The following is a 25,307-nucleotide window of genomic DNA, read 5'->3' as shown; positions in this document are numbered from 1 at the left end:
ATGCCCTTCGCCAAACTCATCGCCTTTGACCGTCCGCTGATCGGCGCCGTGCTGCCCGGCGCCGGCCGCGCATTCACCGAGGCGGAGGTTGCCGCCAAGGTTGAGGCCGCCTACCACAAGGGCGTCGATGCCACCCGTGCCGCCGTGGACCAGAAGCTCGTCGAGATGCGCGTGGACATGCAGGAACTCAGCGAGGGTGTGCTCGGCAAGCTTGCCGGCGTCGAGGCCGCCACGCTGGCGCAGCTTCGCGAGGCGCTGCCCGCGCTCGCCGTGGACCTCGCCCACCGCCTGCTGGCCGGTTTCGAACCCTCCGCCGAGATCGTCGAGAAACTTTGTCACGAGGCCCTGCAGCAGCTGTTTCCCGAGCGGGAAGGTCTGGAGCTTTCGCTCTGCCCGCGCGACGCCGCCCTGCTCGAGCAGGTCAACCCCGGCTGGCTCAACCGCTACCCGGGACTCAAGGTCAAGACCGACGCCAACCTGCAGCCCGGCGATTGCCTGGTGCGCAGCCGTTTCGGCCTGACCGATGCCCGCCAGCAAACCAAGCTAGCCGTGCTCACCCACGGTCTCACCGGAGAATGAGCGCCACGATCATTCCCATGGTGGATGTCCTCCGCTCCCAGGTGCGGCATGCGCCGGCCGTGCAGCGCGTGGGCACGGTCACGGGCATCGCGGGCCTCATTATCGACTCCGAGGGCCCCAATGTCGGTCTCGGCGAAATCTGCGTGGTGAAGTCGCCGCGCACCGGCTACTCGGTCCGCGCCGAGGTCGTCGGTTTCCGCGAACACCGCGTCCTGCTCATGCCGCTCGGCGACACCGCCGGGTTGCACGTGGGCTGCGAGGTCGCCGCCGCCGACCGGCCGCCGCTGCCCAAGCCCGGTCCGGAACTGCTCGGCCGCGTGCTCGACGCGCTCGGCCGCCCGATGGACAATCTCGGCCTGCTGCCGGTGGACCGCTCCGAGCACGACACCAAGCCGCCGCACCCGCTGCGCCGCCAGCGCATCAAGGACGCGCTCCCGACCGGCGTGCGCGCCATCGACACTTTCATTCCGCTCGGCCGCGGCCAGCGGCTCGGCCTGTTCGCCGGTTCCGGCGTCGGCAAGTCCACGCTCCTCGGCATGATCGCCCGCGGCTGCAACGCCGACGTCGTGGTCGTCGCGCTCGTGGGCGAGCGTGGCCGCGAAGTCCGTGAATTCCTCGAGAAGGACCTCGGCCCCGAAGGCCTCAAGCGCGCGGTCGTCGTGGTCGCGACCTCCGACACCTCCGCGCCGCTCCGCCTGCGCGCCGCCTTCACCGCCACCTCGATTGCCGAGTCCTACCGTGACGCCGGCAAGAACGTGCTCCTGATGATGGACTCGGTCACGCGCTTCGCCATGGCCCAGCGCGAAATCGGCCTCGCCGTCGGCGAACCGCCCACCACGCGCGGCTACACGCCCTCCGTGTTCGCGCTGCTGCCGCGCCTGCTCGAGCGCACCGGCGCCGGCGAAAAGGGTTCCATCACCGCCCTCTACACCGTGCTGGTCGAGGGCGACGACATGAACGAGCCCGTGGCCGACGCCGTGCGCGGTATCCTCGACGGCCACATCGTGCTTTCGCGCCACCTGGCGCACTTCAACCATTACCCGGCGATTGACGTCCTTGAAAGCGTCAGCCGCCTCACCCGCGACATCTGTTCGCCCGACGAGGTGGCCCACGCCGCCGCGGCGCGCGAGCACCTGGCGCTTTACCGCAAGAACGAGGACCTCGTGTCCATCGGCGCCTATCAGAAGGGCGCCAGCCCCCAGCTCGACCGCGCCATCGCCCTGCAGGATCCGCTCCGGCAGTTCCTGCGGCAGGGCGTGAACGAGTTCACCAACCGGGCGGACTGCTTCGCCCGGATCAAAACCATCGTCGCGCCATGAAGAAGTTCCGCTTCCCCCTCCAGCCCGTGGGCGTGCTCCGCAACCATCAGGAGCAGCGCGCCCGCGAGGTTTTTGCCGCCGCCGTCCACCGTTACGTCCAGAGCGAGGAAAAGCTGGCCGCGCTGCGCAAGCGCGCCGCCGAGCTCGCCGAGGTGCTGTTCCACGGCCGTTCGGGCCAGTTCCTGGCCGCCGAGGCCGCCGCCCTGCTGCGCGTCTATCGCGGCGAGTGCCAGTCGGTCATGGAGGCCGAGCGCGAGGTCATCGAGGCCCGCGAGGACATGAACAAGCGCCGTGCCGAATACATCGAGGCCAACCGCCGCCTCAAGATTGTCACCAAGCTCGAGGAAAAGGCCCGGGAGAAACACCGTCTCGCCGTCCTGCGTGCGGGCCAGGAGGAGCTCGATGAGCTCGCCGGCTTCCGCGCCTTCCGCCAGCCCGCCCTTTCATGAAGAAGCTCGCCCATCCCGTTGTCGCCTCCGTCCTCGGCATCGTGCTCGGCACCGCCGTGGGCCTCGGCTGGTTCTGGCGCGCATCCGAGCTGATCGTCGCCGCCGCGATCGCGGCCGTGCCGCCTTCGCCCATGGAGCAGAACAAGGCCCAGGGCTGGGATTTCTGGACCATTGAGATCGACGGTCTTGCCTCCGAACTCAAGGAGGAGCGCGCGCGCCTGCGCCAGCAGGCCGAGCAGCTCAACCAGCGCGCCGCCCGCCTCTCGGCCGAGCAGCAGGAACTCGCCAAGGTACGGACCGAAATCGAGGCGCTCCGCGCCGAGATCGGGCGCAAGGTCGTGGAGATCGCCGCCGACGAGTCCAAGAACCTCCGCGCCCTCGCGCAGACCTACGCCACGCTCACCCCGCGGGGCGCCGTCGCCATCCTGCGCGAAATGGACGACACCACCGTCGTGAAAATACTTTCCCTCATGAAGTCCGAGACCGTCGCCCCCATCTTCGAGGAGATGGCCAAGACCGCTTCGCCCGAGGGCACGCTCGCCAAACGCGCGGGCGCCCTCTCCGAAAAACTCCGCCTCATGAAGGCCGCCAAGTCCGCCTCCTGATCAGTCAACCCACGGCGTGCCATGGCTGGCACAACGCCGCGCCCCAAGGATGGAAGTTCCCATGACCTCCACCTTGCCCAACTTCCTCGCTCCCGCCGTCATCACGGCCGGCGGCGTGCAACCGTCCCTCTCTGCCTCTGAAACCGCCGCGGTCGCCGCTTCCAATTGTGGGGAAGCGTTCGCCGACCTGCTGGCCGACACTCCGACCGCGGTCGTCGCGTCGCCCGGCTCCCTCACGCTTGGCGCCAAGGGCGCAGGAACGCTGCCGCCGGTTCTCGCGGTGGGTGCGCCCGTGGTCACCGCCCCGGCCGAATCCTTTCCGTCGCCCGCCACCGAGCCGTCGCGCGAAGAACTCGAAGCGGCCGCGGCCTTTGCGGCCGTGGTCGTGCAAGCGCTCCAACCCTTGGTCACCGTCCCGGCCACGACGCCGACCGGTGATGCCACGCCGACCATCGGGGATGCCACGGTCGCCACGCCGCCGAGCGGCAAGCCCGTGCCCGCCGAATTGCCGGCACCGGCCCATGGGGTCCGAGGAGACGCGCGTCCGGCGCATCCGGTGCAAAGTCAAAAGCCCGCCGCCCCGGCCACGCCCGAAATGGCGCCGTCGCCCGACGGGCTGACGGCTCCGCTCGATCAATCTCAACCGTTGCCGGCTCCGGCTGAGCCGATCGCAGCTGTCCCGGCTCCGGTCCTGACCACCGTGCCGGAGTTCACGTTGCCGACGGGCCGCGCTTTTCCGACCACGCTGCCCGAGCAGGCCAAGGTGCCTTTCTTGCGTCCGAGCGAACCTGCGGCTCCGGTCACGCCGACCGCGGACGGGATTCTTCGGGTGGAGCAGGGGAGCGCGCAGCCGCTCCTGACCGAGCTGTCCACCCCGGCCCTGACTCCGGCCCCGATCCAACCGACCCTGACGCTCGCGCCGGATGGCGCCATCGAGTGCCGGATCGAACTGCCCGTCGCGCCGAAGTCCGTTCCGGCCGCCCGCTCGCTTCCGGCGGATGAATCCACCCCGCTCGAAGTGCAGGCCGAGCTCGAAATTCCCGGTCAGGCGGTCGTGCGCGTGCAGGTGCAACTGCCCGTCGCCGCCGAGTCCGGTCGCGCTGCCGAAAAGCTTCCGGAAAAATTTGCCGCTTTCGCGGCGGTCGAAACCACCGCTCCGGGCATGCGCACCAAGCCGGCGGAAAGAAACTTTCTATTCACTGGGGACAAGGGAGATAGGACGGACTCTGAAATCGCTGGCATCGCCGTTGCTAAACCGGCCGCCAACATGATTGCTGTCCCGACTGAAGAAATCCGCCGCCCCGGCCACGCCGAGACTTTCTCGGTTTCGCCCGTGCCGGCAGATTTCCTAGTGGCCCATCCGGTGGCCGAGCGAATCACGGCCGAGCCGGTTGCTCCTGCGGGACAAAATTTCGCCGAGCGCGCCGTGGCCACGGTCACCAGCCTCGCCGAAGCCCAGTTCACCGCCAGCATGCAGCGGGCCGGCAGCGTGCAGCTGCGCCTGAAGTTCGGCGGCGAGGATCTCGCGGTGCGCGTCGAAATGCGCGACGGACAGGTACACACGGATTTTCGCACCGATTCACCCGCCCTCCGCGAAGCCATCGCGGCGGAATGGCAGGCGGTCGCCGCAGCCTCGCCCGCGCACCTGCAGCGCTTCCTCGACCCGGTGTTTTCGCCGGCCACCCCGGGCCAGAACGCCGACGCCGGCGCGCAGCACCAGTCTTCGCAGCGCCAGGCCCAGCAGCAGGCGCAGGAACACGCCAGTGCCCGCCACGACGCCTGGTCCGGCGCCACGGCCTTCGCCCGCCGCGCGCTGCTCAACGATTCCTTCATCCCCGAGCCGGCCGCCCCGCGCGCCCCGGTGATGCTCCCCACCTCGCTCCGCCTCTCCGCCCTCGCCTGAACCCATCATGAGCACTGTGTCCAACATCGCCTCCACCGCCCAGACCCCCACCTTCGGCTACGGTGAAAACACCGTGCGCTCGATCAAGAAGACGCTCGGCTCCGACGACTTCATGAAGCTCCTCGCCGTGCAGTTCCAGAGCCAGGACCCGATGAAGCCGATGGAAGACACCGCTTTCATCGCGCAGATGGCCCAGTTCTCCGCCCTCGACCAGAGCAGCTCGATGGTGAAGGAGATGGCGCTCCTCCGCGCCGACCAGCAGACCCTCACCGCCAGCGGCATGCTCGGCCGCAACGTCACCGTCGAGGACGCCGACGGCCTGCCGGTCACCGGCCAGGTTTCGGCGGTCGAGAGCACGGCCGACGGCCCGGTGCTCGTCATCGATGGCGTCCGTTACCCGGTCTCCAGCGTCCAGCGCGTGGAATACACGCCTCCCGTTTACCCGTCCACCACGGCCGACCTTCCTCCGGCGGCCTGATCCTCACCAATCAAACTCCAACCCATAATCGACCATGCCCCTCATCGGCACCCTCACCTCCGGCGTCAGCGCTCTCCGCACCTTCAGCAAGGGCCTTGAAGTCATCGGCGGCAACATCGCCAACGTCAACACGACCGCCTACAAGAGCTCGTCCACGAGCTTCTCGGACACCTTCAGCAACACGGTCGGCACCGCCAGCGGCAACGCCCAGATCGGCTCCGGCGTGCAGCTCGCCAACATCGCCACGCACTACTCGCAGGGCGCGCTCACCAGCACCGGCAAGGCCACCGACCTCGGCATCGCCGGCAAGGGCTACTTCGTCGTGCAGGACGGCGCCAACGACTTCGCCACGCGCGACGGCGCCTTCCACTTCGACAGCACCGGCGCCCTCGTGAACGCCCAGGGCAAGGCCGTGCTCAGCGCCTCCAACGCCCCCATTGTCGTCCCGAATTTCAGCGCCGTGAGCAACATCAGCATCGGCCTCGACGGCACGATCACCGCTTTCTACAACGACGGCACGCCCGACGACACCTCCCAGCAGATCGGCGTCATCACCGTGGACGACGAGTCCAAGCTGCTCAAGCAGGCCAACAACCTTTTCGACTTCGGCTCCGTGTCGGCCACGCTGCCGGTCCCGGCCGCCCCCGTCGCGGGCACCAAGATCCAGTCCGGCGCGCTCGAGCAGTCCAACGTGGACCTCACCGAGCAGTTCGCCGAGCTCATCACCACCCAGCGCAGCTTCCAGGCGGCCTCCCGCCTTGTGACCGTCTCCGACTCCGTGCTCGAGGACATCGTCAACCTGAAGCGCAGCTAACCCTGAACTGATTTCGCGCCATGGCCGCCAAAGCAGACGCCAAGGAAGCTCCCGCGACGCCCCCGGCGGCCGCGGAGAAAGAGGCCGCGCCCGCCCCCAAGGGCGGCGCGATCAAGACCTGGCTGCCGGTGGCGCTCGCGGTCATCGCGGCCCCCGCCGCCAGCTGGGCCGTCGCCCAGTTTGTGCTGCTGCCCAAGCTCGAGGCCCGGCTCGCCGCCGTTCACAGCGGCGAGCACCCGGCCCCCGCCGCCAAGCCGGCCAAGCCCGCCAAGAAGGAGAAAGCCTCCGGCGGCCACGGCAGCAAGGAGGCGCCCGCCGGAACCGACACCTACGAGTTCACCAACGTCGTCGTGAACCTTTCCGGCACGATGGGCACGCGCTACCTCAAGACCAGCTTCGTCATCACCGGCGTCGAGCCCGACACGATCAAGGACGCCTTCGAGGAGAACAAGGCCAAGCTCACCGATGTCACGCTCGGCGTGCTTTCCTCGGTCAGCCTCGCCGACCTCGAGGAGCCCGGCGCGAAGAACATCCTGCGCGAGAAGCTTGTGGCCGCCTACAACCAGGCGCTCGGCTCCCGCGTCGCCGAGCAGATCTATTTTTCCGACTTCGTGGTCCAGTAAGCCCGGCACGCCATGGCAGACGACAAAAACAAGGCCGCGAGCGACTTTCTCGACCAGTCCGAGATCGACAAACTGCTTTCGCAGGGCGTCGCCGCCGATGGTCCGGCGAAGCGCATGCTCATCCGCGCGGACGGTCGTCCCCCCGCGGCCGGCGCGCCCGCGCCCAAGGTCGAGCCCTATGACTTCCGCAACCCGGCCTTTCTCTCGGAGTTCGAGCTGCGCCGCCTGCGCCTCGTGCACGAGGACTTCATCCGTTACCTGAGCGCGCGCCTGTCGTTGTTCCTGCGCATGGAATTCGGCCTGAAGATGGCCAAGCTCACCACGGCCAATTACGCCAAGTTCACCGAGTCGCTGCCCAGCCCCACGCACATCTGCCTGTTCAAGGCCGAGCCGCTCACGGGTGTCAGCATCATCGACATCAATCCCCGCCTTGCCCTCACCATCGCCGACCGTCTCCTGGGCGGCCGCGGCCACTCGGTGAAGTCCGAGCGCTACCTCACCGAGATCGAGGTGGCCCTGATGGACGATGTCGTGCTCATGATCCTTGAGGAGTGGTGCCACCAGTGGAAGGCCGAGCAGGAACTCACCCCGCTCATCGTCGGCCACGAGAACAGCGGCCGCTTCCTCCAGACCTCGCCCCGCGACGCCGTCGTGCTGGCCATGACGCTCGAGGCCAGCTTCGGCGACTGCTCCGAGCAGATCCAGATCGGCGTGCCCTATTACACGATCGAACCGCTCGTGCGGAAGATGCAGGCCCGCCGCCAGAAGGACGCCACCGTCGCTGCGCCGGCCGCCAAGCGCGCCACCTGGCAGGAGTCCTACGACAACATCACCATGCCGGTCCGCGCCGAATGGGACGGTTTCACCGTCAGCCTGCGCGAGATCACCAGCCTGCGCGTGGGTGACGTGGTCGAGATGCCGGCCGACCAGATCCGCCGCACCAACGTCCTGCTCAACGGCGTGCCCAAGTTCGCCGGCACCGTCGGCCTCGATTCCGACCGCGTCGCCGTGCAACTCACGGCCAAACTCGACGCCGACAGCAAACCCATCACCGCCCCCTCTCCCCATGGAAGAAAAAACCCTTGATATCGTCCTCGACGTGAAGGTCAAAGTGACCGTGCAGCTTGGCTCCTGCCATCTGCCGATGCGCGACGTGCTTGAGCTGTCGCCCGGCTCCGTCGTCCAGCTCACGCAACAGGCCAACGACCCCGTCGGTCTCTACGTCAACGACAAGCTCGTCGCCTACGGCGAGGTCGTCGTGGTCGAGGACCACTTCGGCATCAAGATCACCGAGTTGGTCGGCAGCGGCCAGCCATGAGGGCGGCAACGATCATTCTCGGCCTGGCCCTCGCCCTGCCGCTGCTGGCGCAGTCGAAGGACGACGTCATCTACCCGCGCGGTACCGCGCCCGCCGGCGCGCCCTCGGCGACGGAGTCCGGTCGCACCAACACTTTTCTCCTGCTGGGCACCGCCGCCGTGGCCGCCGCCGCGGGCTGGTGGCTCTGGCAGAAGCGCCGCGCCGCCGGTGTCTCCGGCCAGGCCGCGCGCCTGAATATCGTGGAGAGCCGCTCGCTCGGCTCCCGCCAATATCTCGTCGTGGCCGACTACGACGGACGCAAGTTTCTGCTCGGGGTCTGCCCCGGCAGCATCGCGATGCTCACGCCCTTGGACGGCACCGAGACCCCGGGGAAATGAAGCCGCGTTACCGCCTTTTCCTGCTCCTGCTCGTCGCCAGCCTGCTGCTGGCGACGGATGTTTTCGCGCAAGCGGCGACTGCGACCCCGCCGGCCGCCCCGGCCCCCGCCGCGACCGCGGCAAACAGCCCGCTGCGCCTGAACATCAATCTCGAGGGCACCGACCGTCCGGCCGACCTGAGCGTGGCCGTGCAGCTGGTGCTCATGATGACGCTCCTGTCGGTGGCGCCCTCGCTGGTGCTGCTGATGACGAGCTTCACGCGCATCGTGATCGTGCTGGGCTTCGTGCGCACCGCGCTCGGTGTGCCCAGCGCCCCGTCGAACCAGATCATCATCGGACTCTCCCTTTTCCTGACCTTCTTCATCATGGGGCCGACCTTCGACCGCATCAACACCGAGGCGGTCCAGCCGTTCATGAACAAGCAGATCACCTCGGCCGAGGCCTTTGACAAGGGCGCCGCGCCGCTGCGCGACTTCATGCTGAAGCAGACACGGACCAGCAACCTGGAGTATTTCCTGCAGCTCGGCGGCTACGGCCCGACGCCGGTCAAGGACCTGCCGATGCGCGTCGTGATTCCCGCCTTTGTGCTCAGCGAGCTCCAGTCCGCCTTCCAGATGGGCTTCCTGCTGTTTCTGCCCTTCCTCGTCATCGACTTCCTCGTGTCCTCCGTGCTGATGGCGCTGGGCATGATGATGATGCCGCCCAACGTCGTGTCGCTGCCCTTCAAGCTGCTGCTGTTCGTCCTTGTGGACGGCTGGCGCCTGATCGTGCAGTCGCTCGTGCAAAGCTTCAGCTGACGCCTTCATGAATCCGGAAATCGCCATCGATCTGTTCAAGACCACGGTCATGTTCGCGCTCTACATTGTGGCGCCGTTCTTGCTCACGCTCATGGTCGTGGGCCTGGTTTCCAGCCTGCTCCAGTCGGTGACTTCGCTGCAGGAGCCGACGCTGACCTTTGCTCCGAAACTCATCGCCCTGGCCGGACTCGCCCTGCTGCTCACGCCTTGGCTGCTGCGGTCGCTGACGGAGTTCGCCATCTCGGTCATCAACCGCATGCCGGGCCTCGCGCACTGAGACCGCCCGCGCGGCCCGCCCGGTTCCACGTCCCGCCATGACCGCCGGCTACCTCTACGCCTTCCTGATGGTGTTCCTGCGGGGCATCGGCATCGTGCTGTTGCTGCCGTCGTTGGGTAACGATCGCAGCATCCCGCCGATGGTGCGGGTGGCCATTGCCCTTTGCCTGACAATTCTCGTGAGCGGCATCGTGCCCGAGGGCCGCATGCCCGCCAGCCTGAGTGGCCTGGCGCTGGCCGCCGCCGGAGAGGTCGTGCTCGGACTGGCCATGGGTTTCATGGTGCGGGTGACCTTTGCCGCGGTCGAGATGGCGGCCCGCATGATTTCCTCCGAAATCGGTCTGGCCGCCACCCCCGGTTTCGGGGCGCCGGAAGTGGCCTCCGAGCCGCTGGCGGCTTTCGTCATGGCCCTGGCCGTGTTGTTGTTTTTCCTCTTTGGCGCCCACCTGACCGTGATCACCGCCTTTGCGCGGAGCTTTGAGTTCGCTGCGCCGGGCATGCCCGTGCTGGGGCAGGGGGCCATGGAGCAGGTGACGCTCGCGACGTCGCGGGTCATTGAACTGGGCGTGCGCATCGCCGCGCCGTTCATTGCCCTCAACTTTCTCGTGACGCTCGCCTTTTCGGTGTTGGGCCGCGCGGTGTCGCGCATGAATGTCTTCATCCTCAGCTTTTCCGTGCGCGCCTTTCTCGGCCTGGCCCTGCTGGCCACGGCGGGCGCGCTGATCGCCCGGTATCTTTTCGTCGAATTCGGCGAAATCCCGACGCAGATGCTGCAGTTGGTCGCGCGGTAAGAAGACCCGTCCCCGCGTGACGGTCGCAAAGTGCGCAGCAGCAGGGAGGGGAAGAGCGGATTCGAATAACGCTCGCTCAGTTCCATGTGGGCCAGCGACCTTGGTCGCGCTCCAAGGCAAATGCCGCGCGGCCAGGCGCGCTGGTCCACGCAAGCCAGACTTTTTCGCCCACGCTCTAGCCCCGGGGCAGCGCCCAGATTGCGCATGCCACGCTCGGGAAGCGGCTTCCCGGCAAAAATTGCCGGAAAAAACGCGCGATTTTTCGCTCAAGAATTCGGGAAAATGACCGGCGGATACTAAAATTTCTAATCGTTGGCATCCAGTGGTTAGCGGCGTGAGAGGAATCCTTGGCATCGGCGTTGCTAAATTGAGGCACACTCCCGATGTCCGACACCGACCAAGACCAAAAAACCGAACAGCCCACAGGCAAACGCCTGAATGAGGCGGCCGACAAGGGCCAGTTCGCGAAGAGTCCGGAGATGTCGGTGCTGTTCAGCCTCGCCGCCGCGCTGGGCGTGCTGGGTTTCACGGCCAGCAGCACGGCGCGTCATGTCGCCGAGTATACCGTCGGCATTTTCTCCACGTTCGGCCGCAGCCCGGTCGAACTCGCCACGGTGCCCGGCTACCTGCACGACGTGTTCCTCACCGTGGGCGAGGGTCTGCTCCCGGTGTTGCTCGCCTGCGCGGTCGCCGCGTTGCTGGTCGGTGGCATCCAGAGCGGTTTCCGCGCCTCGCCCAAGGCGATCGGCTTCAAGCTCGAGTCGCTCAACCCCGTGGCCGGTTTCGGCCGCATCTTCTCCAAGGCCACGCTGGTGCGCGCGGGCCTCGACCTGCTCAAGCTCATCGCCATCGGTTTCACGCTCTTCCTCGGTGCCCGCACGTTGCTGGGCGACCCGCTCTTTTCCGCGCCGGTCGAGGCCGCTTACCTGGGCACCTTCCTCAATAACGCCGCGCTGAGTTTCTTCAGCCGCCTGCTTCTCTCGCTGGGTGTCATCGCCGCGCTCAGCTACGCCTGGGAAAAATACAAGACCGGCCAGGACCTCATGATGACCCGCCAGGAGGTCAAGGATGAGCACAAGAACCAGGAAGGCGACGGCCACGTGAAGGGCGCCATGCGCCGCATGGCCCGCCGCCTCCTCCAGAAGCAGATGCTCGACTCCGTCGCCACGGCCGACGTCGTCGTCACCAACCCGACGCACTTTGCCGTCGTGCTCAAGTATGAGCGCGGCGTGGACAAGGCCCCGATCGTGCTCGCCAAGGGCGAGAACCGTTTTGCGCAGCGCCTCAAGGCCCTCGCCGCCCAGCACGGCGTGCCGACGGTCGAGAACAAGCCGGTTGCCCGCCTGCTCTTTGCCATGGGCGAGGTTGGCGAGGCCATCCCGCCCGGTCTCTACCAGGCCGTCGCCGAGATCCTGGCCGTCGTTTACCGCACGCACCGCTTCTACTTCCACCAGCTCAAGACCCGCCGGTTGGAGACCGCGGCGTAATACACGCCGCAGACCACAAGACCACGGACCACAGACTACATGACTGCCGATCAGACAACCGCCACACATGCCCGCCTCTTCGCTGAGGTCAGTGGTCCCGTGGTCCGTAGTCTGTAGTCCCGTCCCCCCGATGCCTGTTTCCAGCTCCAACTCCATCACCCGCCTGCTGCAGCGCGCCGACCTGCTGTTCGCCGTCGGCCTGTTTGGCACGGTGCTCCTGCTGGTGCTGCCGGTGCCGCCGTTCATCATCGACGTGCTGCTCGCCCTCAACATCGGGCTCTCGCTGCTGGTGCTGCTCGCCATCGTCTATGTGAAGGACCCGCCCGAGTTCTCCGGCTTCCCGGTGATGCTGCTGGGCCTGACCCTCTTCCGCCTCGCGCTGAACATCAGCTCCACCCGCCAGATTCTCTCCACCGGTTATGCCGGCGAGATCATCGAGTCGTTCGGCCACTTCGTCATCCAGGGCAACTACATCGTCGGCGCCGTGGTCTTCATCATCCTCGTGCTGATCAACTTTGTGGTGATCACGAAGGGTGCCGGCCGCATCGCCGAGGTGAGCGCACGCTTCACCCTCGACGCCCTCCCCGGCAAACAGATGGCCATCGATGCCGAACTGAACGCCGGCATCATCGACGAGGTTTCCGCCACCGCCCGCCGCCTGAAGGTGCAGAAAGAGGCCGACTTCTACGGCGCGATGGACGGCGCCTCGAAGTTCGTGCGCGGCGACGCCGTCGCCGGCATCCTCATCACCCTTGTCAACGTGCTCGGCGGTTTCGCCATCGGCGTGCTGCAGATGGACATGTCACTCGGCGAGTCGCTGCAGAAGTTCACCCTCCTCTCCATCGGTGACGGCCTCGTTTCGCAGATCCCCGCGCTCATCATCTCCATCGGCGCCGGTCTCCTCGTCACCCGCGCTTCGGACAACAACAACATCGGTGCCCAGGTCGCCGGCCAGATCGCCCGCTATCCCCGCGCGCTGAAGCTCGCCGCCGGCTGCATGGCGGTCTTCGGCCTCATGCCCGGCATGCCGCTGATTCCCTTCATGGGCCTCGCCGGCCTGGCCATGTTCGCCGCCCGGTCTTTCAAGGATACCGAGGGTGGGGAAGCGGTTACCGAGACCTCGGCCGCCAAGCCCGGCGCCAAGGGCGCTGCGTCCGCCACCGGCAAACCCGGTGAAGCCGGCGCGCCCGCCGCTCCGATCGCTCCTCCCACCGAGGACGTGCGCAAGCTCACCGAAGTGGACACCTTCTCGATCGAAATCGGCTACGGCCTGCTCCCGCTCGCCGAGGCCCGCAACGGCGGCGACCTGCTCGCCCGCGTCACCGGCGTCCGCAAGACCCTGGCCCGTGAGAAGGGCATCGTCGTGCCGCCGGTCTCCGTGCGCGACAACCTCGAGCTCGAGGCCAACGACTACCGCTTCCTGCTCCGCGGCAAACCCGTCGCCCGCGGCACCATTCTCCCCGGCCGCCTGCTCGCGATGAACGTCGCCGGCAGCACCATCAAGCTCCGTGGCCAGCCCACGCGCGAGCCGGTCTTCAACCTCGACGCCACCTGGATCGACGAGGGCGAGCGCAAGACCGCCGAGCTGAACAATTACACCGTCGTGGACCCGTCCTCGGTCCTCATCACGCACCTCTCCGAGACGCTCAAGGCCAACGCCCACCTGCTCATCGGCCGCCAGGATGTCTCTGCGCTGGTGGACCACCTGAAGGGCTCGCACTCCGCGCTTATCGCCGAGTTGCTGCCCGACCTGGTCAACCTCGGCATCATCCAGCGCGTGCTGCAGAACCTCCTGCGCGAGGGCATCGCGATCATCAATCTCCCGGTCATCCTCGAGGGCATCGCCGACTTCGCGTCTCTCTCCAAGAATCCCGACGATCTCAGCGAACTCGTGCGCCGCCGCCTCGGGCTCTACTTCGTACCGGAGTTGGAGAGCCGGCCCGGCGCCCTGCGGGCCATCACGCTCGACCCGCGCTTCGAGCAGATCCTCGGCACCAAGGTCCATCGCTCCGCCACCGACGTGGGGCTCGCCCTTGATCCGGCCACCGGCCGCCACCTCATCGAGGAGCTGAACCGCAAGACCGGCCAGCTCACCGCCTCGGGTTCGCCCGCCGTGCTGGTCGTCTCGACCGAGAACCGGCTTCCGGTGCGCCGCTTCCTCGAGCCCTCGTTCCCGCGCCTCACGGTGCTCGCCTACCAGGAGCTGCCGACCGCCACCGAGATCGAGAATGCCGGCATCGTCACCCTTCCCGCGCACCTGCAGCAGCTGCCCCTTAAGGCGGCCGCCTGATCGAAACTCGAGAATCAAAAATCGAAACCCCGATGTCTTCCCCCTGCTACAAGTTCACCGTCAACAACGCGCACGAGGCCGCCTCGGTTATTCGCGAGCGGCTCGGCGAACACGCCCGCGTGCTTTCGGTGCGCACGGTCGAGCCGACGGGCCTCCGCGGTCTCTGGGCCTCGCCCAAGATCGAGGTCATCGCGGCGATGGATGCGCCGGTGGCCGTTGCGGCCGCCTCCCCGGTGGGAGCGAGCCTGCTCGCGACGAGCGACGAAGTCGCTTCCCCGGTCGCTCCCGAACCCGCGCCCGCGCCCCGCGCCGTGGTCCAGTCGCCGCGCCGGCTCATCACCTCGCTTTCCCCGAACGCCCGCCCGGAACTCGCGCCACTGCTGCGCCGCTCCGGCTTCTCCGAGGCCATCATGGTGCGTCTGGAAAAATCTCCCGTCTGGGCCTCGCTCCAGGAAATGCCGCTGCACCGTGCGCTGGTCGAGACCGGCCGTTACCTGCGGCGCGTCGCGGGCAACCGCCGGCAGGCGGCACCGCTCACCCGCGCGGCCTTTTTCGGTCCCGCCGGCACCGGCCGCACCACCGCGCTTTGCAAGTGGCTCGGCGCCGAGGTCTCGCGCCGCGCGCGGATCGGCCACGTCGTGACCGCCGAGTTTGACCAGCCGATGTCGCGCGGTCCGCTGCCCGTCTTCTGCGAGGCGCTGGGCGTGCCGGTTGCCCACTTCCCGGCCTCGACCCGTCCGGCCACGCCCGGCGGCTTCGTCTATTTCGACCTGCCCGCGCTCTCGCTCCGCGATCCCGAGGCCAACGCGCCGCTCGCGGCCTTTCTCGACCGCGAGCAGATCACCGAGCGCGTGCTCGTGCTCAACGCCGCCTATGGCCACGCCGCGCTCCGCGCCGGCTACGCCCGCGGTCGCGAGCTGGGCGCCACGCACGTCGTCTTCACCCATCTCGACGAACTGTCGCAGTGGGGCCGCCTCTGGGACTACCTCATCGACGGCGGTCTCGAGCCGCTCTTCCTCTCCACCGGCTCTTCGCTGACCGGTGAGTGCGACGAGGAGGTCTTCGAGGCGCTCACCCGCCGCACCCTGCCCGTGGGCGATGAATCTGCCGCCGACGGTTCTGATGACTCCGGGGAGGATGCCGCATGAAATTCGTTTTTCTCAGCGGCGGCCTCATGGGCTTCCTCGTCGGCCTCGTCACGAGCTGGGCGCTCAATCATGCGCCCGACCGAGTGTTTCTCGACGCGGCCGTCGGCTGTCTGGCCGGCGCCGTTCTTTTCCGCTGGTTCTGGACCATCGTGCTCGCGGGTCTCCGCGACACGGTCGTCGCCCGCCAGCGTGCCGCGGTCGCCGCCCAGGCGGCCGCCTCCGCCGCCAAGGCCAAGTAAACTTTCTGCAACCCAACCTACAACCACACCTGAATCATGAAAACCGCTGCCGTCCTCAAAGAAAAAGACTGCGGCATGGATGCAAAGCCCGCGAGCGCCGCCTGGCGTGTCTATCAGGGCGTTTCCTCCGGAGCCATCGATGAAAAGGATTTGATCGAGCGCTTCCTCCCGTTGGTCCGCAATGTCGTGGACCGCATCAAGCTCACCCTCCCGCCACACATCGATGCCGACGACCTCTACAGTGTCGGCGTCACCGGCCTCATCGCCGCTGTCCGCAAATACAATCCGGAGCAGGGCAACACCTTCGCCGGCTACGCGGCCACCCGCATCCGCGGCGCCGTGCTCGACGAACTCCGCCGCCTTGACTGGTGCCCGCGCCGCACGCGCGCCCGCGCCCGCAAGATGAAGGAGTCCATCAACGACCTCGAGCAGCGCATCGGCCGCACGGCCACCGAGGACGAGATCTGCGAGGAATTGGGCGTTTCCCAGGCCGAATACCGCAAGTGGCTCGACGAATCGCGTCCGGTGACCTTTGTGGCCCTCGATTCGCACGCCGCCGGCGAAGATTCGGAAGGCGCTTCGCTGCACGAGTTTCTGGCCGACGACAACGACGTGACCGGCCGCGAGAACCTCGAGAAGGAGGAGTTGTTAAAACTTCTCACTCAAAGGATGGCCGATCTGCCCGATATACCCCGGAAGATACTCGCCATGTATTACTTTGAAAACATGCGTCTCGCCGAAATCGCCGAAGTCTTTGGCCTGACGGAATCCCGCATTTGCCAGATCCACTCGCAGACCATCCTGGGCCTGCGCGGTTTCCTCGGGCGCGCCCGCAACAAGTGAGCGGCCCGCCGGCGCGCAGACCAAAGACCAGAGACGAAAGACCAAAGAACACATCCCATGATCAACCACCCGACCATTGCTGACCCTCATCCCGGATACCTTATCGGTCCGTGGTCCCTGGTCCATGGTCCCTCGTCTCCGCGTTGCGCGGCCCCGCCATGCTGATACTCATCGGAGCAGCCGTCGTTTTTGCCGCCACCATTGGCGGTTTCATGTATGCCGGAGGACACCCCGGGGTGCTGCTGCATCTCTCGGAGTTCATCGTGATCCTGGGCATCGCCGCCGGCGTGCTGATCATCGCGACGCCGATGCATGTCATCAAGGAGATCATCCACAAGGTGCAGGGGGCGATGTTCGGCAAGACCCCCGGCAAGGCCGAGTTCTTCGACATCCTGAAGCTGCTGTATGAACTTTTCATGACCGGCCGCCGCAACGGGCTCATCGCGCTCGAGGAGCACGTCATGGACCCGACGCAAAGCGCCCTTTTCAAACGCTATCCCAGCGTGCTCAATCACCCGGAGCGCCGGAAGTTCATCGTCAACGGCCTTAAGCCCGTCATCGACGGCAAGATCAAGCCCGACCAGCTCGAGGACCTCATGGCCGCCGAGCTGAAGGCCAAGGAGATCGAGATGGAGCACCCCGTGCATGCCATGCAGATGATCGGCGACTCGCTCCCCGCCATCGGCATCGTGGCCGCCGTGCTCGGCATCATCAACACCATGTCCGCCATCGCCGAGGGCCCCGAGGTCGTCGGCGAGAAGGTCGCCGCTGCGCTCACCGGCACGATGTTGGGCATTTTCTGCGCCTACGGTTTTGTCAACCCGATCGCCGGCCGGGTCCGCTCCAACAACGCCTCCGACATGCTCTGCTTCAACTGCATCATGCACGCGGTCGCCGGCTTCGCCAAGGGCCTCGCCCCGCTCACCGCGATTGAGGTGGCCCGTCGCTCCCTCGACTCGGCCGTCCAACCCGGCGCCGAGGAGCTGGAGGCCGCCGTCAAGGGTCTCGGCACCGGCAAATAGGCGCAGCGCCAGTCGAAGCGAAAAGTTGAAGTTTAAGAGACCAGCTTTCGCCTTGGCACCCGGCACCACTCTTAAACTTAAACTTTCAACTTAAACTCTTATTATGGCAGCCGGCGGCGGTGGTGCATGGAAGGTGGCTTTCGCGGACTTCATGACCGCGATGATGGCGCTTTTCCTCGTGCTGTGGATCTCCGCCCAGGACAAAAAAATCCTGATCGCCACCTCCAAGTATTTCCAGAGTCCCTTCAGCTCGCCGATGGAGGACCACTCCGGCGTCATGCCTTTCAACAAACAGAGCAGCGAGAACAGCTCCAGCTCCGAGGATTCCAGCGGCAAGGACAAAGCCGCCGACAAAAACAAGCAGATCGAGCTCAGCTTCCTCAACTCCGTGGCCGCGGATTTCTACCGCCTGCTGCACCTTGACCAGACGCTCGACCAGAAGCCGATTGATATCCAGGTCACTTCCGACGGCCTGCGCCTCACGCTCTTCGACCGCTCCTCCAATCCGCTTTTCAAGGAAAACAGCGCCGAGTTCACCGACTGGGGCATCAACATGATCCAGTCCCTCGCCTGGCTCATCGACCGGCATCATTTCCGCGTGACCATCGACGGCCACACCAAGGCCGGGCTCAAGTTGCCCGACGAGGGCTACACCGACTGGGAGCTTTCCTCCGACCGCGCCAACGCCGCCCGGCGCAAGCTCGTGCTTTACGCCGTCGAGCCCGAGCTGATCGAGCGGGTCACGGGCTACGCCGCCACCCGTCCCCTGCCCAAGGAAGATCCGGCCGCCGAGGCCAACCAGCGTATCACGCTCAGCCTTGCGCTCAGTTCCAAGAACCGGGCAAAACTCGAGCCGCTCACCACTCCCGGCGAGGCCGCCGCCAAGCCCGTCGCCGTCCTCACTCCCTGACCATGAAACCCTTTCTTTCCGGCCGTCGTCCGCACCAGGATTCCTCCCTGCGCCCGCCCCACGTGCACAAGGCCGCCCCCGCCAACGGCGCCGTGCGCCCAGCCGCCGAGGGTCCCGTTGTGGATGTCGTGAAGGAAGGCGACAAGATCGTCCGCATCATCGTCACCTGCGCCTGCGGCGAGAAGGTCGAGGTCGAGTGTCTCTATCCCGCCGGCGGCTGAGCCGGGCTATCCATGGAGCCGGGGTGCCCCCATCCCGGTGGTTTGCCTTAACCTGGGGTTGCCGTCCAGTGCTGTCCGGACTAGTGGGCGTGTGGCATGGGTAAGCGGCTGGGGGGATATGCCTGACGCGGGCGAAGGGGGGCTCACGACAGGCGGGCAAGTTTTGCCGGGGCGGGGGAGGGGCTGAAATTGGGCCGGAGGCTTCGAAACTGATAAATTTTTAAGTCGCTGGAGGGGAAGCTATAAAGGTGGGGTGTACTGGCCTTGGCATCGGCGTTGCTCAAGGGCCGGCAACATGAACATCGGTCTCTACCAAAGTGCCGCCTCCCTCGCCGCTCTCGAGCGTTGGCAGGACAATGTTTCCCAAAACATCACCTCGGCCCAGACGACCGGTTACCGGAAGCGCACCATCCAATTCAGCACCGAGACCGCCGGCGAGGTCCGCCCCGGCCGGCAGGGCAAGAACGGTGAGGGGGCCGGTGTGGCGGCTGTCTTCCCCAAGACTTCCAACGGCATCAATTTCATCTCCGGCGAGACCATGCCCACGCGCCGCGAGCTCGACATCGCCATCCAGGGCGAGGGCTTCTTCGAGATCCAGACGCCCGACGGCGGCAAGGCCTACACCCGCAGCGGCGAGTTCCGCCTGCGCCCCGACCGCACCCTGGTGACCTCCAGCGGTCTCGAGGTGCTCAACACCAACGGCGACCCCTTCGTGCTGCTGCCCGGCGGCGGCAACATCGTCGTCAACCAGGACGGCACGGTCTTCCAGGGCAGCGTGTCGCTGGGCAAGCTCTCGATCCAGAAGTTCGCCAACACCGCCGCGCTGATGCCCACCTCCGGCGGCATGTTCCTCGCCACGCCGGGTTCCGGCATGCAGGAGGTCGAGGAGCCCGAGCTGATGCAAGGCTACCTTGAGCAGAGCAACGTCCAGCCCCTTCGCGAAATGGTGGACCTCGTGCTCATCTCCCGCGCCTACGAGGCCAACCAGAAGATGATCACCACCATCGACCAGCAGATGGAAAAAGCCCTGCAGGCGCTCGGCTGAGCGCGGCTGCGCCGCACCGACCACTGACCCAATGACCTCGAACCACACAGACTGCCACACCGCGACCGCCGCCTCCGGCGAAGTCCGTGGTCTGTTGTCCGTGGTCCTGTCGTCCCTGTCTTTCGCCACTTCCCCATACAGACAACCGCAATCACGACTGCATGGCCGCGCCCGGTATGGGGCCGGGCCGGCCCCAGTCGTGGTGCGGATGGTTTTCAACCCCGCTCGCGCATGAACCTCTCGCTCTACTCCGCCGCCACCGGCATGGAGGCCCAGCAGCTCAACCTCAACACGATCGCCAACAACCTGGCGAACGTGAACACCCCCGGCTTCAAGCGCAGCAAGATCGAGTTCCAGGATCTGCTCTACCAGAAGCCCCGCGCCTCGGGCGCCGACTCCGGCGGCGGCAACATCATCCCCACCGGCATCGAGGTCGGCAACGGCGCGCGCGTCGCCGCCACCTCCAAGGTCTTCACCCAGGGCCAGCTCACCAGCACCGGCGAGAATCTCGACGTCGCGCTCCAGGGCGACGGCTTCTTCGAGGTCCAGCGCCCCGATGGCACGCTCGCCTACACCCGCGACGGCTCCTTCAAGCTCAACGCCCAGGGCCAGGTCGTGACCATCGACGGCCTGCCTGTGCTCAGCGGCTTCCAGCCCGTCCCCGCCGGCGCCACCAACGTGGCCATCTCCGAGGATGGCAGCGTCACGGTGCAGACCGCCTCCGGCAGCCAGACCTTCCGTCTCACGCTCACCCGCTTCTCCAATCCCGCCGGCCTCCGCTCGCTCGGCGGCAACCTGTATGAGGAGACCGCCGCCTCCGGCACGCCCGAGGCCGGCAACCCCGGTGAAAACGGCTTCGCCCGCACCATCCAGGGCTACGTCGAGGCCTCCAACGTCAACATCGTCGAGGAGATGGTGAACCTCATCGTCGCCCAGCGCGCCTACGAGGTGAATTCCAAGTCCATCCAGGCCTCCGACGAAATGCTCCAGAACGTCGCCAACCTCAAACGCTGAGCCCCATGCGCCGCCTGCTGCCCCTCTTCCTCCTGCTCCTCGCCGCCCGCCCGTTGTCCGCCGACGTCGCCGCCTCGGTCGCCGGTCCGCTCACGCAGGACGCCTTTGTCTCCTCGCTCACCCGCGAGCTCACCGCGCATTTCAACCTCGAGGGCGACCTGCAGCTCGAACTGCTCCGCGTGTGGACGCCGCCGCAGCTCGTCGCCCGCGACTGGCAGGTGATCATCACCGAGTATCCTTCCGTCGCCGCCTCCGCCATGCTGCTGCGCTGCCGCATCCTCGCCGACGGCAACCCGGCCACCGAGGCCACCATCACGCTCCGCGCCTCGCACTGGCGCGATGCCTGGGTCGCCCGCCAGCCCCTCACGCACGGCGCCACCTTTGACCCCGCCCTGCTCGAGGCCCGCCGCGTGGACCTGTTCCGCGATCGCGACGCCCTGCCGGCCGCCGTTGGCGACCAGACCTTCATCTTTGCCCGCGCCGTCAACTCCGGCCGCACCGTCACCTGGCGCGACATCGCCCGCCGTCCGCTCGTCAAGAAGGGCGACATGGTCGAGGTCAGCGCCGCCGAGGGCACGCTCTCCATCACCATGAAGGCGCTCGCGCTCCAGAGCGGCGCCCAGGGTGAGGCCGTCACGCTCCGCAATCTCGAATCCCGCAAGGACTTCACCGCCTTTGTCGTCGATGAAAACCGTGTCCAAGTCCGCTTCTAAGGCCCTCTGCCTCTCCGCCGCCCTCGGCTGCGCGCTCGCCGCGCAGGCCGGTTCGCTGTGGCCGGCCGAATCGCAGCGCGGCATGACCTCGGACCGCCGCGCCTCCCGCGTGGGCGACATTCTCACGGTCGTCGTGGCCGAGTCCGCCACCGCCAGCAGCGCGCAGACCAAGTCCGCCAACCGCGACTCCAGCCTGGAGGACGCGATCGGCCAGTTCATCTACAGCGCCGCCGTTTCCGGCCGGTTCACCCACAAGGGCGAGCTGCCTTCCAGCAGCGCCAGCGGCAAGTCCTCCTACAGCGGCGGCGGCCAGGTGAACAATTCCCAGACCCTCACCGCCCGCGCGGCCGTGCTCGTCACCGACGTGCTGCCGAACGGCAACCTCGTGATCGAGGGCGCCCGCATGGTCACCTTCTCCGGCGAGACCCAGCATGTGGTCCTCCGCGGCGTGGTTCGCGCGCACGATGTCTCCGCCGCCAACACGGTGCTCTCCAGCAACGTGGCCGATGCCCGCGTCGAGTTCCTCAGCGAGGGCACCCTGACCGAGGCCCAGAAGCGCGGCTGGCTCTCGAAGCTCTACGAGAAGCTCCGCCCGTTCTAACCCACACCGACGCCATGACACGGATGTTGCCCCGTCTGCTCGCTCTCTGCCTCGCGGTCCTTTCGACCGGCGCGGTCCACGCCTCGCGCGTCAAGGATCTGACCCTCGTCGAGGGCGGTCGTGACAACCAGCTGGTCGGCTACGGTCTCGTGGTCGGCCTCGCGGGCGACGGCGACAGCAACGCCGCCTCCACGCTGCGCGCGGTTTCGAACATTCTCCAGCGCCACGGCCTCACGGTGGAATCCACCGACATCAAGGCCAAGAACGTGGCCGCCGTCATGCTCACGGCCGACATCAGCGCCTTCCTCAAGCCCGGTGCCCGCATCGACGTGACCGTCGCGGCCATGGGCGACGCCAAGAGCCTCCAGGGCGGCGTGCTCCTCCAGACTCCGCTGCTCGGTGCCGACGGCCGCGTCTATGCCGTGGCCCAGGGTCCGGTCGCCATCGGCGGCTTCCTCGGCGGTGCCGGTGGTGCCGGCGGCGCCACCGTGCAGAAGAATCACCCGACGGTCGGCAGCATCAGCAACGGCGCCATCGTCGAGCGTGAGATCGTCGCGACCTTCGTGCAGGACGACACCCTCCGCCTCCTGCTGCACAATCCCGATTTCACCTCCGCGGCCCGCATGGCCGAGGCCATCAACGCCCGTTACGCCGGTTCGGCCCACGCCGTCGATGCCGCCACGATCAAGGTCGCGCTGCCCGAGGAATATCGTGGCCGCGATGTCGCCTTCCTCGCCGACCTCGGCACCGTCGAAGTGCAGCCCGACACGCTCGCCCGCATCGTGATCAACGAGCGCACCGGCACCATTGTGGCCACCTCCACCGTCCGCCTCTCGCAGGTCGCCATCGCCCACGGCTCCCTGACGATCACCGTCACCTCCAACGTCGGCGTCAGCCAGCCCAACGCGTTCGCGCCCGGCGGCCAGACCGTCGCCGTGCCCAGCACGCAGACCGCGGTCAACGAGGGCAAGGGCGGCTTCACCATCCTCAACGATCCCCCGAGCATCGAGCGGCTTGCCGCCGCGCTCAATTCCCTCGGCGTGTCCACCCGCGACATGATGGCGATCTTCCAGTCCCTCAAACGCTCCGGCGCCCTCCAGGCCGAGCTGATCATCAACTGAGCCATGAGCGTCACCCCCGTCAACGCCACCGCTTCCGCCGCCGCGAGCCTCGCCGTCGCCGGCAAGCCCCAGGCCCTCCGCAATCTGCCGCAGGCCGACCAGGTTCGCGCGGCCGCCGGCCAGTTCGAGGCCATCATCCTCCGCCAGATGCTGCAGGAAAGCGTCGGCAAGATCGCCGGCGAAGGCCCCTCGGGCAACGTTTACGGCTACCTGCTCACCGACGTGATCGCCAACAAGCTCAGCGAAGGTGGCGGCCTCGGCCTCTCCGGCATGCTGCAGCAGCAACTCACTCCGCGCGCCGACGTGGCGCCGAAAGGAACCTCATGAGCGAACCCTGGACCATCATCGCGGAATCCCTCCGCACCGAGATCGCCGGCTTCGGCGGCCTCCTGAACCTTTTCGAGCAGCAGCAGCAGAGCCTGTTCACCCGCGACACCGAGAGCGTGCTGCGCCTCAGCGGCGAGATCGAGGCTCACACCCGCGCGATGTCGGAGCACCGCCAGCGCCGCGAGCAGATCGTGGCCGAGTTCGCCCTCTCCCAGGGGCAGCCCGCCCGCGCCACGCTGCGTTCGCTGCTGCCCTTCATCGCCGCGGAGGCCCGCCCGCTCCTTGAGGCGCTCATCGCCGAGGTCAACGTCCTGATCCACCGCGTGCGCCGGCTCACCCGCCAGAACCACACGCTGCTCGCCCGCACCGTCGAGGCCCAGCAGGAGCTGATGCGCACGCTGCGCCCGGATGCGTTCCAGCACACCTATTCGGCCGCCGGCCGCCGCACGCTCACCACCGCCGCCCGCACCACCGGCGCCCTCCAGGCCGCGGGTTGAATTACGAAGTCAGAATTACGAATTACGATTGAACCAACCAGCCATCTCCCACGCGACTCCACCCAATCGTAAGTCTTAAATCGTAAATCCAAAATCCCATGTCCGGTCTCTTCACCACCCTCAACTCGACCACGATGGCGCTCAACGCGCACAGCCGGGCCATCGAGACCAGCGGACGCAACCTCGCCAACGTCAACAACCCGAACTACGCGCGCCAGCGCGTGCTTTACGGGGACCGCGGCACGGTGGAGACGGCGCAGGGCGTGCAGAGCTTCGGCCTCGAGGTGCTCGCGGTCCAGCAGATGCGCGACCAGCTCCTCGACCGGCAGCTGCTCCGCGAGATTGGTCTCAGCGGTTCGTTTGAGGCGCAGGAGCAGGCCCTTCAGCGCGCCCAGGCCGGTCTCGGCCAGGCGATTTCCGCCAGCGGCACCGCCACGGGCGGCCTCGCCGCCTCGCTCGACCAGTTTTTCAACGCCTTCCAGAGTCTCGCCGCCCGGCCCACCGACATGGGCACGCGCGAGGCCCTCCTCCAGCAGGCCCGCATCCTCACCGACACCATGCGCGAGACCGACACCCGGCTCGCCCAGGTGCAGACCGATCTCGGCACCGAGATCACCGCCGATGTCTCCGAGGTCAACCGCCTGATCAGCACGATCGCCGAGCTGAACACGCAGATCGGCCGCTTCGAGGTCAACCGTCCGGGCGTCGCCGTGGACCTGCGCGACCAGCGTCAGGCCCGCCTCGAGGAACTCGCCGCCATTCTGCCGGTAAACGTGACCGATCTCGGCAACGGCCAGATCAGCCTTTCCGTCAAGGACGCCGGCAACGCCGACATCGTGCTCCTGAACGGCGAGACCGTGAACGGCAGCGTGGCCTTCACGGGTACCGGCCTCACCGGCGGCTCGCCCGCCACCGCCATCGCCCTGAGTTCCGGCGCGATCCACGGCGCCCTTGCCGTGCGCGACGGCGCCGTGCAGACCCTGCGGGACAGTCTCGACACTTTTGCGGAGCAGCTCGTGACCGCGGTCAACGCCGCCTACAACCCGAGCAGCACGGCCGGTGCCGACTTCTTCGACCCCGCGGGCCTCACCGCCGCCACCATCTCGCTGGAAAGCGGCCTGACCGGCGCCACGCTCGTGACCGGCAGCAGCGGCGCGGCCGGCGACAACTCGATCGCCATCGCGGTTGCCCAGCTCGCCACCCGTTCCTTCTCGACCGGCTCCGGCGACCTCATCGACGGCACGCTCGGCCAGTTCTACTCCCGCTCCGTGAGCGACCTCGCGCAGGCCCTGTCCACCGCCACCGCCCGCGCCGAGGACCAGGACAAGATCCAGCAGCTCGTGCGCAACCAGCGCGACACCGTGAGCGGTGTTTCGCTCGACGAGGAGATGGCCGACCTCGTGAAGTTCCAGCGCGCCTTCCAGGCTTCCTCCCGCGTCTTCTCCATCGTGGACGATCTGCTCGAAACCATCGTCACCCAGCTCGGTCGCTGATCCCCGC

The 25,307-nt window shown here is 67.2% G+C and carries 30 protein-coding genes; all 30 read left to right on the top strand.

All coding sequences use genetic code 11. From position 1 onward, the window contains the following. The 30 genes from ESB00_RS14745 to flgK all read left to right on the top strand — a co-directional run bounded on the left by ESB00_RS14745 (position 1) and on the right by flgK (position 25,300). Complete coding sequence (locus ESB00_RS14745) at positions 1–579, top strand: FliH/SctL family protein (RefSeq protein WP_129048559.1); 579 nt, start codon at positions 1–3, stop codon at positions 577–579. After that, entirely contained in the window at positions 576–1,898 is a 1,323-nt protein-coding gene (locus tag ESB00_RS14740; RefSeq protein ID WP_129048558.1) for a FliI/YscN family ATPase, read from the top strand. Before ESB00_RS14745 ends, ESB00_RS14740 begins: the two co-directional genes overlap by 4 nt. Then, positions 1,895–2,347 (top strand): flagellar export protein FliJ, encoded by a 453-nt coding sequence (gene fliJ / locus ESB00_RS14735; protein ID WP_129048557.1) that lies wholly within the window; start codon positions 1,895–1,897, stop codon positions 2,345–2,347. The genes ESB00_RS14740 and fliJ overlap by 4 nt, the downstream gene beginning before the upstream one ends. Continuing rightward, complete coding sequence (locus tag ESB00_RS14730; RefSeq protein ID WP_129048556.1) at positions 2,344–2,952, top strand: MotE family protein; 609 nt, start codon at positions 2,344–2,346, stop codon at positions 2,950–2,952. Before fliJ ends, ESB00_RS14730 begins: the two co-directional genes overlap by 4 nt. Before the next feature lie 61 nt (positions 2,953–3,013). After that, the gene (locus tag ESB00_RS14725; protein ID WP_129048555.1) at positions 3,014–4,855 is read left to right on the top strand and encodes a hypothetical protein; all 1,842 of its coding nucleotides are present in this window, start codon (positions 3,014–3,016) and stop codon (positions 4,853–4,855) included. A 7-nt stretch (positions 4,856–4,862) separates the two neighbouring features. Beyond that, positions 4,863–5,333: a flagellar hook capping FlgD N-terminal domain-containing protein gene (locus tag ESB00_RS14720; RefSeq protein WP_129048554.1), complete on the top strand. Its 471-nt coding sequence runs from the start codon at positions 4,863–4,865 to the stop codon at positions 5,331–5,333. A gap of 34 nt (positions 5,334–5,367) precedes the next feature. Continuing rightward, positions 5,368–6,147 carry a flagellar hook-basal body complex protein gene (locus ESB00_RS14715; RefSeq protein ID WP_129048553.1) on the top strand — a complete coding sequence of 260 codons (780 nt, stop codon included), beginning with the start codon at positions 5,368–5,370 and terminating at the stop codon, positions 6,145–6,147. Positions 6,148–6,167: 20 nt separating this feature from the next. Further along, positions 6,168–6,770: a flagellar basal body-associated FliL family protein gene (locus ESB00_RS14710; protein WP_129048552.1), complete on the top strand. Its 603-nt coding sequence runs from the start codon at positions 6,168–6,170 to the stop codon at positions 6,768–6,770. Between the two features lie 12 nt (positions 6,771–6,782). Continuing rightward, positions 6,783–7,856 (top strand): flagellar motor switch protein FliM, encoded by a 1,074-nt coding sequence (locus tag ESB00_RS14705; protein ID WP_129048551.1) that lies wholly within the window; start codon positions 6,783–6,785, stop codon positions 7,854–7,856. Further along, on the top strand, positions 7,837–8,088 hold the full coding sequence (fliN, locus tag ESB00_RS14700) for a flagellar motor switch protein FliN (protein ID WP_129048550.1): 252 nt from the start codon (positions 7,837–7,839) through the stop codon (positions 8,086–8,088). The genes ESB00_RS14705 and fliN overlap by 20 nt, the downstream gene beginning before the upstream one ends. Next, the gene (locus ESB00_RS14695) at positions 8,085–8,465 is read left to right on the top strand and encodes a flagellar biosynthetic protein FliO (RefSeq protein ID WP_129048549.1); all 381 of its coding nucleotides are present in this window, start codon (positions 8,085–8,087) and stop codon (positions 8,463–8,465) included. Before fliN ends, ESB00_RS14695 begins: the two co-directional genes overlap by 4 nt. Beyond that, the gene (fliP, locus tag ESB00_RS14690; RefSeq protein ID WP_129048548.1) at positions 8,462–9,262 is read left to right on the top strand and encodes a flagellar type III secretion system pore protein FliP; all 801 of its coding nucleotides are present in this window, start codon (positions 8,462–8,464) and stop codon (positions 9,260–9,262) included. Before ESB00_RS14695 ends, fliP begins: the two co-directional genes overlap by 4 nt. 7 nt (positions 9,263–9,269) lie before the next feature. Continuing rightward, positions 9,270–9,539, top strand: coding sequence for a flagellar biosynthetic protein FliQ (locus tag ESB00_RS14685; protein WP_129048547.1), 270 nt, complete (start codon positions 9,270–9,272; stop codon positions 9,537–9,539). A gap of 37 nt (positions 9,540–9,576) precedes the next feature. Next, a complete protein-coding gene (locus ESB00_RS14680; RefSeq protein ID WP_129048546.1) occupies positions 9,577–10,329 on the top strand; it encodes a flagellar biosynthetic protein FliR in 753 nt (250 codons plus the stop codon). Between the two features lie 383 nt (positions 10,330–10,712). Continuing rightward, positions 10,713–11,816 carry an EscU/YscU/HrcU family type III secretion system export apparatus switch protein gene (locus ESB00_RS14675; RefSeq protein WP_129048545.1) on the top strand — a complete coding sequence of 368 codons (1,104 nt, stop codon included), beginning with the start codon at positions 10,713–10,715 and terminating at the stop codon, positions 11,814–11,816. A 130-nt stretch (positions 11,817–11,946) separates the two neighbouring features. After that, the gene (flhA, locus tag ESB00_RS14670) at positions 11,947–14,106 is read left to right on the top strand and encodes a flagellar biosynthesis protein FlhA (RefSeq protein ID WP_129048544.1); all 2,160 of its coding nucleotides are present in this window, start codon (positions 11,947–11,949) and stop codon (positions 14,104–14,106) included. A 32-nt stretch (positions 14,107–14,138) separates the two neighbouring features. Next, complete coding sequence (locus ESB00_RS14665) at positions 14,139–15,254, top strand: hypothetical protein (protein ID WP_129048543.1); 1,116 nt, start codon at positions 14,139–14,141, stop codon at positions 15,252–15,254. Then, positions 15,251–15,493, top strand: coding sequence for a hypothetical protein (locus ESB00_RS14660; RefSeq protein ID WP_129048542.1), 243 nt, complete (start codon positions 15,251–15,253; stop codon positions 15,491–15,493). The genes ESB00_RS14665 and ESB00_RS14660 overlap by 4 nt, the downstream gene beginning before the upstream one ends. A gap of 36 nt (positions 15,494–15,529) precedes the next feature. After that, the gene (locus tag ESB00_RS14655) at positions 15,530–16,336 is read left to right on the top strand and encodes a sigma-70 family RNA polymerase sigma factor (protein ID WP_129048541.1); all 807 of its coding nucleotides are present in this window, start codon (positions 15,530–15,532) and stop codon (positions 16,334–16,336) included. A gap of 158 nt (positions 16,337–16,494) precedes the next feature. Next, entirely contained in the window at positions 16,495–17,358 is an 864-nt protein-coding gene (locus ESB00_RS14650; RefSeq protein WP_129048540.1) for a motility-associated protein, read from the top strand. 103 nt (positions 17,359–17,461) lie between these two features. Then, positions 17,462–18,268 (top strand): flagellar motor protein MotB, encoded by an 807-nt coding sequence (locus ESB00_RS14645; RefSeq protein WP_129048539.1) that lies wholly within the window; start codon positions 17,462–17,464, stop codon positions 18,266–18,268. Between the two features lie 2 nt (positions 18,269–18,270). Continuing rightward, positions 18,271–18,489, top strand: a complete 219-nt coding sequence (locus ESB00_RS14640) for a hypothetical protein (protein ID WP_129048538.1) — start codon at positions 18,271–18,273, stop codon at positions 18,487–18,489. A 295-nt stretch (positions 18,490–18,784) separates the two neighbouring features. After that, positions 18,785–19,534 carry a flagellar hook-basal body protein gene (locus tag ESB00_RS14635; protein ID WP_129048537.1) on the top strand — a complete coding sequence of 250 codons (750 nt, stop codon included), beginning with the start codon at positions 18,785–18,787 and terminating at the stop codon, positions 19,532–19,534. Positions 19,535–19,765: 231 nt separating this feature from the next. Then, on the top strand, positions 19,766–20,548 hold the full coding sequence (gene flgG, locus ESB00_RS14630; RefSeq protein ID WP_129048536.1) for a flagellar basal-body rod protein FlgG: 783 nt from the start codon (positions 19,766–19,768) through the stop codon (positions 20,546–20,548). 5 nt (positions 20,549–20,553) lie between these two features. Next, on the top strand, positions 20,554–21,261 hold the full coding sequence (flgA, locus tag ESB00_RS14625; protein WP_129048535.1) for a flagellar basal body P-ring formation chaperone FlgA: 708 nt from the start codon (positions 20,554–20,556) through the stop codon (positions 21,259–21,261). Then, entirely contained in the window at positions 21,233–21,862 is a 630-nt protein-coding gene (locus tag ESB00_RS14620; protein WP_129048534.1) for a flagellar basal body L-ring protein FlgH, read from the top strand. Before flgA ends, ESB00_RS14620 begins: the two co-directional genes overlap by 29 nt. A gap of 23 nt (positions 21,863–21,885) precedes the next feature. Beyond that, positions 21,886–22,983, top strand: coding sequence for a flagellar basal body P-ring protein FlgI (locus ESB00_RS14615; protein ID WP_246026496.1), 1,098 nt, complete (start codon positions 21,886–21,888; stop codon positions 22,981–22,983). 3 nt (positions 22,984–22,986) lie between these two features. Further along, complete coding sequence (locus ESB00_RS14610) at positions 22,987–23,310, top strand: flagellar biosynthesis protein FlgJ (RefSeq protein ID WP_129048532.1); 324 nt, start codon at positions 22,987–22,989, stop codon at positions 23,308–23,310. Then, positions 23,307–23,807, top strand: coding sequence for a flagellar protein FlgN (locus ESB00_RS14605; RefSeq protein WP_129048531.1), 501 nt, complete (start codon positions 23,307–23,309; stop codon positions 23,805–23,807). Before ESB00_RS14610 ends, ESB00_RS14605 begins: the two co-directional genes overlap by 4 nt. Before the next feature lie 98 nt (positions 23,808–23,905). After that, positions 23,906–25,300, top strand: a complete 1,395-nt coding sequence (gene flgK, locus ESB00_RS14600; RefSeq protein WP_129048530.1) for a flagellar hook-associated protein FlgK — start codon at positions 23,906–23,908, stop codon at positions 25,298–25,300. The last annotated feature ends 7 nt before the right edge of the window (positions 25,301–25,307 follow it).

Source organism: Oleiharenicola lentus, from assembly GCF_004118375.1.
Lineage (GTDB): Bacteria > Verrucomicrobiota > Verrucomicrobiia > Opitutales > Opitutaceae > Lacunisphaera > Lacunisphaera lenta.
Note: the sequence above shows the minus strand (reverse complement) of the source record. Positions and strands in the feature narration are given on the sequence as shown.